Source organism: Micromonospora orduensis (assembly GCF_006228125.1).
In the GTDB taxonomy this organism is placed as follows: domain Bacteria; phylum Actinomycetota; class Actinomycetes; order Mycobacteriales; family Micromonosporaceae; genus Micromonospora; species Micromonospora orduensis.
Window position 1 is genome coordinate 23,835 of the sequence record NZ_VDFY01000164.1, and the last position, 10,155, is coordinate 33,989.

General features: G+C 72.2%; 10 protein-coding genes. 5 read left to right on the top strand and 5 right to left on the bottom strand.

The genetic code is table 11. The features are described 5' to 3' along the window. Window positions 1-19: 19 nt before the first annotated feature. The gene (locus tag FHG89_RS16885; protein WP_139585347.1) at window positions 20-997 is read left to right on the top strand and encodes a hypothetical protein; all 978 of its coding nucleotides are present in this window, start codon (window positions 20-22) and stop codon (window positions 995-997) included. A 201-nt stretch (window positions 998-1,198) separates the two neighbouring features. Here the strand turns inward: FHG89_RS16885 and FHG89_RS16890 are convergent, their stop codons facing one another. Together FHG89_RS16890 and FHG89_RS16895 are read right to left on the bottom strand one after the other, a co-directional pair. Continuing rightward, window positions 1,199-1,543 carry a DUF1996 domain-containing protein gene (locus tag FHG89_RS16890; RefSeq protein ID WP_244295547.1) on the bottom strand — a complete coding sequence of 115 codons (345 nt, stop codon included), beginning with the start codon at window positions 1,541-1,543 and terminating at the stop codon, window positions 1,199-1,201. 31 nt (window positions 1,544-1,574) lie between these two features. Next, window positions 1,575-2,111, bottom strand: a complete 537-nt coding sequence (locus tag FHG89_RS16895; protein ID WP_139585348.1) for a hypothetical protein — start codon at window positions 2,109-2,111, stop codon at window positions 1,575-1,577. 931 nt (window positions 2,112-3,042) lie between these two features. Between FHG89_RS16895 and FHG89_RS16905 the strand changes: the two genes are divergently transcribed. Together FHG89_RS16905 and FHG89_RS16910 are read left to right on the top strand one after the other, a co-directional pair. Next, a complete protein-coding gene (locus tag FHG89_RS16905) occupies window positions 3,043-3,603 on the top strand; it encodes a hypothetical protein (protein WP_139585350.1) in 561 nt (186 codons plus the stop codon). 616 nt (window positions 3,604-4,219) lie between these two features. After that, a complete protein-coding gene (locus FHG89_RS16910) occupies window positions 4,220-4,375 on the top strand; it encodes a response regulator transcription factor (RefSeq protein WP_244295549.1) in 156 nt (51 codons plus the stop codon). A 273-nt stretch (window positions 4,376-4,648) separates the two neighbouring features. Here FHG89_RS16910 and FHG89_RS16915 read toward each other — a convergent pair whose 3' ends face one another. Then, window positions 4,649-6,022, bottom strand: a complete 1,374-nt coding sequence (locus tag FHG89_RS16915; RefSeq protein ID WP_139585352.1) for a serine hydrolase domain-containing protein — start codon at window positions 6,020-6,022, stop codon at window positions 4,649-4,651. Window positions 6,023-6,254: 232 nt separating this feature from the next. On the opposite strand from FHG89_RS16915, the gene FHG89_RS16920 reads away from it, so the two are divergent. After that, window positions 6,255-7,634, top strand: a complete 1,380-nt coding sequence (locus FHG89_RS16920) for an FAD-dependent monooxygenase family protein (RefSeq protein WP_139585353.1) — start codon at window positions 6,255-6,257, stop codon at window positions 7,632-7,634. Between the two features lie 48 nt (window positions 7,635-7,682). Here the strand turns inward: FHG89_RS16920 and FHG89_RS16925 are convergent, their stop codons facing one another. Both FHG89_RS16925 and FHG89_RS16930 read right to left on the bottom strand, forming a co-directional pair. Beyond that, window positions 7,683-8,159 (bottom strand): heme-degrading domain-containing protein, encoded by a 477-nt coding sequence (locus FHG89_RS16925; RefSeq protein ID WP_139585354.1) that lies wholly within the window; start codon window positions 8,157-8,159, stop codon window positions 7,683-7,685. 34 nt (window positions 8,160-8,193) lie between these two features. Continuing rightward, entirely contained in the window at window positions 8,194-9,654 is a 1,461-nt protein-coding gene (locus tag FHG89_RS16930; RefSeq protein WP_139585355.1) for an SDR family NAD(P)-dependent oxidoreductase, read from the bottom strand. Window positions 9,655-9,800: 146 nt separating this feature from the next. Here FHG89_RS16930 and FHG89_RS33005 point away from each other — a divergent pair. Continuing rightward, on the top strand, window positions 9,801-10,155 hold a 355-nt coding region (locus FHG89_RS33005; protein ID WP_167517450.1), incomplete at its 3' end, for a hypothetical protein.

Genomic DNA, 10,155 nt, shown 5'->3' on the forward strand with positions numbered 1-10,155 from the left:
ACCGACAGGGAGAACCACGATGCCCGGACGTACCGTCGCCAAGCTGGCCACCGTGAGCGCCGTCGTCGCCGCCTCGGTGCTGACCGTGGCGCCCACCGCCCACGCCGACCTGGTCACCCACTGCATCGGCACCGGCGGTGCGGTGACCGTGCCCAACGACCTGTACGTACCGGCCGGCGAGTCCTGCGCGCTGACCGGCACCACGATCACCGGCAACGTCACAGTCGCCGCCGGCGGCAACCTGGTGGTGACCGGTGGGCGGGTCAGTGGCGAGGTGCGCGTCGCCGCCGACGGCTACCTCGACGCCACCGACACGACAGTCGACGGCCAGGTGGTGCTCGCCGCCGGCGGGTACGGGATCTTCCTGAAGGACGCCCGGACCGGCACCGTGACGGTACGGCCGAAGGGCTCCGCGACCATCGACAGTTTCCTCTTCGCCGAGGCGTCGACGGTCGCCGGGCACGTCACCGTCGGCGCCGGCGAGGTCCGACTCGACCGCGGCACCCAGGTGGAACGCAATGTCAGCAGCACCGGCACCTACTACACCGACGTGCACGACTCGTTCGTCGACGGCACCCTGTCGGTGCTCAACAGCGCCACCGGCAGCGTCGTGTGCGGCAGCGCGGTCCGCGGTCGGGCCACCTTCGCCGGCAACCTGGGCGGCGTGCAGCTCGGCCCGAACGGCGGGCTCGACAGTTGCGCCTCCGGCAGCTACTGGGGCGCGGACGTCAGCGTCACCAGCACCACCGGTGGCGTCACCGTCGACGACAACATCATCAACGGCACGTTGACCGTGACGGCCAACGACCCCGTCGCCCAGGTGGCCGCGAACAACCGGATCCGTGGCGGGGTGACCGGTGACCAGGCCGCGGCGACCACCAACCGGTCGGCCCGGGTGGCCGGCCCGGACCGGGAGGACGCCGGCGACCAGCGGGCCGAGATCCGCCGTACCTCGGCGGTGCAGGAGGCCACCGAGGCGGGCGCCGCGAGGCTCTAGACGAGTAAGTCCTGACCCTGGCTGGGGCGGTGGGCGCAGCCGGCGCCGGCGGGGACAGTCGGTCACCTCTGGCGGGGCGGATGCGGTAATGGGCGGTATACCTCAGAGTCATATTCATACCTCTGAGGTATACCGCTCACAGCACATCGACATGGCGGGCCAGCCAAGGCGCACGCCGTCAGCCCCATCTTGAGTGAGGACTCACGCGTCTAAGCCGGCCGCCGCCGTCGTACCGGGTGCGCCTTGTGGTCTGGGCTGTCCAGGTGCTTGCCGTCCCAGCAGTCGGAAGGTGATCTGCCGGACGATGTGCGCGGTCTTCGCGCAGACCGGGAAGGTCTTGTCGGCGCTGCGGCCTATCTCGCCGCCGATGCCGGCGCACCAGAAGTGGTTGCCCTGCTTGTCCGGGGTGTCCACCTGGTTTTTGGCGTTACCGGTGATCATGCGCAGGCCGAACGGAAAGGGCTGCGTCCTGCTCGGGTCCTTCAGGCGGGAACCGTAGTAGAGGGTCACCTCCTTCGGGTCGACGACCTTGCCGTTCTGGTACATCGTCGGCACCGGCTGTGGTGTCGGATCGATCTCATTTCCGTGATTCTTTTGGAAAGACCGTAATCGGCGACGGCCGCTCGGTTGCGGGCGCCCGCGATGCCCCCGCGCCCGCGGCGGTGGCGACGAGGAGCACCGCCGCCGGCAGGAACGCGCCGCCGATGCCCAGCCCGAGCAGCAACCCCCATCCGACGATGACCAGCGCGGCAACCAGGTCGGCGACCCGGGTCAACCGAGCGAACCGCTGTGCGAGAACCGGCAGCGACGCGGCGACGACGGGCACCCCCAGCAGGTAGCTGGCCGCAGCCCCGGAGTCGTCCACGGTGAAGGGAGTCAGCATGGCGGCCACCAGCATGGTGATCGCCAGGGCCGACCATCGGACGACGCGCGGAGTGTCGGCCGGCCGGCGGACCAGGACCACGACACCGACGAGCAGGACACCCGCGATCGCAACGACCGTCGCCAGAGCAATCATCAGGTTCTCCTCGACCGCGTGTGGCGTCTCATCGAAGATGACGGATCGCCGTTGTCGGATCTCACGATACGGCTGGCGGGGCTCGCCGCACGACATCCGGCGTCCAGCCTGTTCCGGGCCGGCTACGAACTCTGGGAGAGTTACCCCTTTTCCAGCGGTGTTCGTGGCCATTCGGTCCGCGCGTCCGTATCAGGTTGTACGCGGTCACGCCCGACTGCACGGAATCTCATTCGCCTTTCTGTGCCGAATCGGGCCTGGTCAGCTTTCGGCCTGGTTAGCCTCGCTGTGACGGGTCCGACCCGCAACGCCACGGCCTGCGGCGGTTGTCGGGAAGCGTTGACCAGAGGTGGTTCTCCGTTGCCTGAGACGTCGTTGACCAATCGTCACACCGTGCACACCGGCGGGCCGTCGACCATGGCGGCCGACGGCCGCCGCGTACTCCTCGCGGTCGCGGACGCCCCGTGCGACAGGTGGTTTCTCGATCAGATGCTCGCCCGATCAGGCGGGGAGTCGGTACGACCCCTCGACGCGACGGTGGCGGCGTCGACCGCCGACCGTCTCCTGGTCGATACGCCAGTCGGGCTGCGACTGTCCTCGCCCGAGCTGCGACGCGGTACTGGGTTCCGTTCCGCCGCCGGTGCGCCGCGCCCTGCACGAGACGGCGGCCATGGTGCTGGCCGAGACGGGACACCCGGCCCAGGCCGCCAGCCAGATGCTGCGGGCCATGCCGCTGGCGAGCGCCGCCGCTCGGATGGCGGCCTCCCAACTGGTGACCGAACCGGCGGTGAGCCCGACACTCGCGGCGGACCTGCTGCTCGCCGACGGCGCCCCCGACGAGCCGGATGCCCGCCTGGACGGCTCATCGCCACCGCCGACAACCTCTTCCTGGCCGCGCGGCTCACCGAGGCGTTGGCGTTGCTGCACGACGCGGTGGCCGCCGACCATGTCGGGCCGCGCCAGCGGGCCGTCCTGTTCGACGGCATGGGCACCTACTACGCGTCCCAGCGCCCCTCCCTGTCCTTGGCCTATGGAGCGAGCGCTGGAACAGCACCCGGATGCCGCCGGCCGAAGCTGGGTCCTGACGACGCTGGCCGAGGTGGCGGCCAGGTACGGCCACCGGGGCGCCGATCAGCTGCTCGCCGAGGCCGAGCGGGCGCAGGCCACCGCGCCGACGCCCGGCGGCGCGGTCCAGTTGGCCATGGCGAGCGCGGCCAGCGCCACCGGCGCCGGGCAGCTGCCGTGTGCCGGGCTGATCCTTCAAGAGGTGGAGGCCGCCGAACCTGCGGCGCGGAGCCAGCGGGTCTTCCTGTGCGTCGACCGGATCGCCAACGACATCTCGCGGGGCCGCTTCGCCGAGGCGCGAACCGCCCTCGACGACCTCACCACGGAGATCGACACCCTCGGGGTGGCGGCGCGGCCGCTGTTCACGCCCTGGACTGCGTCGCGCACCTCGCGGTGGGGGAGTTCTCCGAGGCCGAGGCGCGCGCCCGACTGGCGCTCAAGGGGCCCGCCGACGCCCGGCTGGACGGCGCGCGCCTCAGCCTGCTCGCCACGGTGGTGGAGGTTCTCCTGCACCGGGGCGAGGTGACCGTGGCACGTGCGCTGCTGGCGTCCGAGCGCCCCACGCCGCACTGGCCGGACGGCATGCAGTGGTACCGCCTGGGTTGTGCCATCGCCGGGGACCCCGAACCGGAACGCCATGGCGCGCTGATTCGGGCCACCATCGACCTGACCGGGCGCTCGCTGACTCAGCTGCTTCTGGTGCCGCATTCCGGGCCGCGCCTGGTCCGTGCCGCGCTGACGCTCGGCGACACGCCGCGGGCCCAGGCGCTCGCCAACCACCTGAAGCGGGTCGCCGCCAGGACGAACGACCCGCTGTGGGGAGGCATCGCCCATCACGTGGATGGGCTCATCACCGGTGACCCCGACGCGTTGCGGACGTCGGTTGCCCGGCTGCGAACCACCTCGGCGCGTCCGGCACTGGCCGACGCGCTGCTGGGCCTGGCCCGCTCACCGCTGGTCCCGGCGCGGGAGGCGCTCACCGCCTCGGAGACCTGTGCCGCGCTCTACGCACGCCTCGGCGCGATCGGCGACGAGGACCAGGTCCGTCGGGTCAACCGCGCCATCGGCGACCGGAGTCGAGCCCCGGCGCGGTGTGACGGCTTTGACGCGCTCACCCCGCCGAGGCCCGGGTCGCCGAACTGCTGGCGCGCGGCGCGACGAAGCAGCAGGCGGCGAGCGAACTCTTCCTGTCGTTCCACACCGTGGACACCCACCTGCGGGCCATCTACGGCAAGCTCGGTGTCCGGAGCCGGGTGGCGCTCGCCCGAGCCTGGGACGCCCGGGAAACCGGCGTCTGAGCCCCGTAACCGCGGTGGAGACTCAGTGCCGCGCCTCGACCGTCAGCGGATCCGCGCATGGTGGACGGGCTTCCTCGCAGTGAGGGCTCCGGGAGGGCAGCAGCAGCGCGCGGACCGGCCCGATGCCCTGGGCCGGAGTTTTGCGACATGCCTTTCGGCTAGGGCGTCGAATGTCCAGGTCCCAGGGCGGATCCGGACGATGGACCCAGGTCTCGTCGGACCGGCGGCGGACGACCGTGATCATCTGGGCCCGACGGACCCGACCTCCTGCGGTCAGCGCACCTTCCCGGCCAGCAGGTCGCCGACGGCGGCACGGACCGGGTCCGGGTTCGCCCAGCTCCAGTTGGGGTGTGCCCGGTTGGTGAGCAGCGCGAGGACGAGTTTGCGCTGCGGGTCCACCAGGAGCGACGGACCGGCGAACCCGGTGTGGCCGAAGGTCCGCGCCGAGGCCAGCCCGCCCATGAACCAGGGTTGGTTGAGCACGACCCCGAGGCCGTGTGCCGAGGTGCGGCGGGGGCGCTCGGGGTCGACAGCCGGCTTCCCGGCGTTGAGGTTGGTGAGCATCCGTCGCACCGTCGCCGCGGCGAGGATCCGCCTGCCCTGGTAGGTGCCGCCGTCGAGAAGGAGCTGACCGACGGCGGCGAGATCGGTGGCGGTGGCGAAGACGCCGGCGTGACCGGCGACCCCGCCGAGGTGGTTGGCGACGTCGTCGTGGACGGTGCCGCGCAGCAGGCCGCGCGACGAGCGGGCGTCGGTGGCGACCAGGCGGGCGGCTCGGGCGCCGGCGGACAGCCACGTGGTGGGGTTGAAGCCGGTGTCGCGCAGCCCCAGCGGAGCGGTGAGGTTGGTCTTGAGAGCCTCATCGAGGCGTTGACCGGTGACCTTCTCGACGATTCTGCCGGCGACCATGAGCCCGACGCTGGAGTAGCGGAACGTGTCACCGGGCACGGCGCCGGAGACCAGCGGCGTGGCGAGCACGGCGTTCCAGCGGGCGGCGTTGTCCGACAGGCCGGTGACCTTCGCGCCGACCGGGAGGCCGCTGGTGTGGGTGAGCAGCATCTCGACGGTGATCCGGTCCTTGCCGGCGCCGATGAAGCCGGGCAGGTAGTCGCGGACCGGCGCGCCCAGCTCGACGCGTCCCCGGTCGACCTGCTGGAGCAGCAGGATGGCGGTGTAGACCTTGGTGACCGAGGCGAGATCGAAGACGGAGTCGGGTCGCATCGCGACGCGTTGGTTCGCGGGGAGCAGTCTCGGGCCGGCCCCGTACCGCAGCGCCTCACCGACGGCCGTGTGCACCGTCGTCTTCCCACCGACCAGGACGACCGCGACCGCGCCGGGGAAGCCCTTGTGCTGGACGGTCTGTGGGGTGCCGGGCAGGTGCCGCCGGAGCAGGGCGGTCACGTCCGCGGCGTAGCGGGCCTGACCGGCGGGCGGGGCGACACCACTCGGGGACGGCGCGCCGGAGGCCGCCGGGCTCTGCCCGGCCGAGCCGAACCCGACCCTGTTGCCCGCCGCGTCGGTCGCGGTGACCGCGCCAGTTGGGCCGCCGACGGCCGGATCAGCCGCGCCGTTGTCGCCGCAGCCGGTCAGGGCGGAGGTCGCGGCGGCCAGGCCAGCTCCGAGCAGGGTACGACGGGCAACGGGCATCGGGTGATCGTGGCAGCCGACGGAAGGTGACGCCAGACCGGTTCACCCGAACGTCGACATCGTCCAGCGTGCTGGCCGGTATCCGACACCCGCGTGGAGCCGTCCGGGCGACGTCCGGCGTGTGTGCAACGATCGATGCGCAGTCTCTGAACGGCCGTCCACCGCCCCGTCCGCGTAGCGTCCACCGACGGGCTCGGGGAGGCGCCACGCCTCGTAACTCTTGGAGAGCACGATGTCCCTCTCTCCGGCTCAGGTCTTCGCCGCGCTCAACGCCGCGCCGCCTCCCGGCCAGGCGTCGCCGGTCGTGGGCAAGGCCGTCGTGGTCGGCGGCAGCGTCGCCGGGCTGCTTGCCGCGCGGGTGCTGTCCGACTACGCGCAGAGTGTGGTCATCATCGAGCGTGACGACCTCCAGGTGACCGGCGAGCGGCCCGGTGTCCCGCAGGGCACGCAGTTGCACGCGCTGCTGCCCGGTGGTTTCCTCCAGCTCGAACGGCTGTTTCCCGGCTTTCGCGAGCAGGCCCTGGCGGCGGGGGCGGTCGAGGCTCCGCCCGCGGCCAGACGGACGTACCTCGACGGTCGGTTGAAGGTTGTCGTGCCCGACGACGCCGACAGCCTGGCGGGCAGCCGTCCGCTGCTGGAGGGGCTGATCCGCCAGCAGGTGCTCCGGCTGCCCAACGTCAAGACGGTGGTCGCCCGCGCCACCGGCCTCGTCTTCGACGGGGCCGCCGTCGCCGGGGTCCGCTGCGATGTGGACGGGCTCCCGGGCGCGGAGAGCGCCGACCTCGTGGTGGACGCCATGGGGCGGTCGAGCAGACTGTCGGACTGGCTGGAGCAGGGCGGCTGGGAGCGGCCCGTCACTCGGCGGATGACTGTGCACCTGAACTACGCGACGGCGCTGTTCCGGCGCCCCGAGGCGAGCCCCGACCTGGCGGTCGTCATGGCGCTGCTCAGCCCGAAGATGTCCTCGGACGTGGCCGGCGCCGCGTTCTTCGCCATCGAGGACGGCCGGTGGATGGCCATGATGGCCGGGTACGGGGACCATCGGCCGGGTCGTACCGCCGAGGACTTCGTACGCCGGCTGCGCGAGCAGTTCCCGCCGGAGTTCGGCGAGGTCGCCCGGAGCGAGATGATCGGCGACGTCCGGACGTACGCGCACGCCGACAGCCGGCGACGGGACTTCCACGCGTTGGCGCGGTTCCCCGCCGGGCTCGTCAGCGTCGGGGACGCCGTCGCCTCGTTCAACCCCGTGTACGGGCAGGGGATGACGGCGGCCGCCCTGCACGCGGCGTGCCTGTCGACGTACCTGCGCTCCAACCCGGACCTGAGCGTGCCCGCCCGCGCGTACCTCGACATGCAGAAGGTCGTGGTGGACGCGGCCTGGTCGATCTCGACATCGGCGGACCTGGCGCTGCCCCACGTCGACGGGCCCTACCCGCGCGGCTACCGGCTCTCCAGCTGGGCCAGCCGGCAGATCGTGGCGGCGACGGTCACCGACGTCGCGGTCGCCCGGCGGTTCAACGACGTCGTCTCGATGCGGGAGCATCCGCGCACGCTGGGCACCCCGGGGCTTCTCCTGCGGGCCCTGCGTGCCAACCGGCACGCCCGCGGCTGACGCTCGCCCGTGGGCCGGGCCCGGTGGGCCCGACCCACAGGTGGCGGGTCAGCGCGGGAGCCGGCCGAGGATGTCGACGACGAAGCGGTGGTCGTCGAGCTGCGGGAGCCCGGACACCCCGAACCAGCCCACGACGCCCGTGCCGCGTACACGCAGCGGCACCGCGCCGCCGGCTGCGGCGTACCGCGAGGCGGGCAGAGCGAACTTCTCGGTGAGCGTCGTCTGCTTGTCCTGGCAGAGCCGGGCCATGTACAGCGACGAGTGCTCGAACCGCATGACCACCCGCCCCTTGCGGCGCAGCCACCCGTCGTTGTCCGCCGTCGAGCCCGGCAGACCGCAGTGGAACAGCTGACGCCCGGCCCGCCACACACCGACCGAGATCGGGAGCCGCTGCTGCGCGGCGGCCGTGACAGCCAGCACGCCCAGCTCGTACGCGTCCGTCTCGGTCAGGCCCGCGAGCTCCAGCTCGCTCTCCTCGCGCAGCAGATCGTCAAGCGTCGGCCACTGGTCATGGTCGGATGACATGTGTCTTCTCCTCGTCGAGCGGATGGAACGTCGATCACCAGGCGCAGGGCGCGTAGTCCTTCAGGAAGACCCCGTGCAGGTCCTCGCCCTGCTCGCCGCGCACGATCGGGTCGTACACCCGCGCGGCACCGTCGACCAGGTCGAGGGGGGCGTGGAAGCCCTCGTCGGCCAGGCGCATCTTCGTCGGGTGCGGCCGCTCGTCGGTGATCCAGCCGGTGTCCACGCTTGTCATCAGGATGCCGTCGGTAAGCATCTCCTGGGCGCTGGTGCGGGTCAGCATGTTCAACGCGGCCTTGGCCATGTTGGTGTGCGGGTGCCCCGGCCCCTTGTAGCCGCGGCCGAACTGGCCCTCCATCGCCGAGACGTTCACCACGTACTTGCGGCGGGCCGGCGCGGCGGCCATCGCCGGGCGCAGGCGGCTGACCAGCACGAACGGCGCGGTCACGTTGCACAGTTGCACCTCGAGCAGCTCGACCGGGTCGACCTCGTGCACCCGCTGGACCCAGCTGTTCACCGGGTCGAGGTCCGGCACCAGGCCGCCGGCGTCGATGGCGGTGGACGCGGCGATCCGTTCCGGTGAGGCCGAGCCGCTGGTCAACGCCAGCGCGGTGAGCGCGTGGGGGGTGAGCGCCGTCGACTGCGGGCCGGCGGTCAGGCTGCCCGCCGGCCCGCCCTGGCCGTCGGGCTTGGCGAACGTGATCAGCTCGGGCAGCGGACCGTCCGGCAGGGCCGCGGCCTCCGCGGCGACGAGCTGGCCGTACGCCCCGGGGGAGCGGCGAACGGTCTGCGCCGCGTTGTTGATCAGGATGTCGAGCGGTCCCTGGCTGCTGACCGAGTCGGCGAGGGCGATCACCTGGGCCGGGTCGCGCAGGTCGATCCCGACGATCCGCAGGCGGTGCAGCCAGTCGGCGCTGTCCGGCATCGCGGCGAACCGGCGGACCGCGTCGTGGGGGAAGCGCGTGGTGACGGTCGTGTGCGCGCCGTCGCGCAGCAGCCGCAACGCGATGTACATGCCGATCTTGGCCCGGCCGCCGGTGAGCAGGGCGCGCCGACCGGTCAGGTCGGTACGGGCGTCCCGGCGTTCCCGGTTGAGCGCGGCGCAGGACGGGCAGAGCTGGTGGTAGAAGGCGTCGACCTCGCGGTAGCGCTGCTTGCAGATGTAGCAGCCGCGCGGGTTGTGCAGGAAGCCGGCCGTGGTGCCTGTGGTGGGCGAGGCGAGGGGGATGCCCTGGGTCTCGTCGTCGATCCGGCCCGGGGCGCCGGTGGCGGTGGCCTCCGTCACGGCGCGGTCGGCGGCCAGGATGGCGTCCCGCCGTTCCTCGCGCCGCCGCTGCTTGATCACCTTGTACAGCTTCGCGGTGGCCCGCTGCACCCGCACCACGTCGGGGTGGTCGGGTGGCAGGGACTCCAGCGCCTCGAAGACGCTGAGGCAGGTCTCCAGCCGGTTCTGGTCGATCCCGTCCTGACCGTTTTCGGTAATGCTGTCCGCCGTCATGCGTCTTCGTCTCGTCCCGTTCCCCACGCCGGATCATTCCGGCCCGCCCACGTCCGACCCAGAACTGTACGCACCTGGGGGGCCGTGCTGCATCCCGCGCGTCGGCAGGTCGACGGCGTGGGGGTGGTGGCACGGGGTGGCCGTGCGTGGCGACCGCCGAGTCGCCACGCACGGCCGTTGGAGCCGTCGGCGTTCAGCCGGCGGTACAGGAACGGATCTGCGGCCGGGCGCCGCTGTTGCCGTTGAACATCGTGGTGAAGCCGAAGGTGTTGCCGCTGCCGTTGGACCGCATGGTCATGTTGCCGCTGCCGTCCCAGGAGGCGGTGCCGTTCCAGGTGGTGGAGACCTGCTGGGGTGAGGGGATCGCCACGACCACGGTCCAGGTGCTGGCGCCGCTGACCGTCACCGAGGTGTTGTACCGGTCACCCCAGACGTTCGTGGTCGTCGCCGTCGCGGTGCAACTGCCGCAGGGCGGTGGGGTGGTGCCGCAGGTGGGCGGGG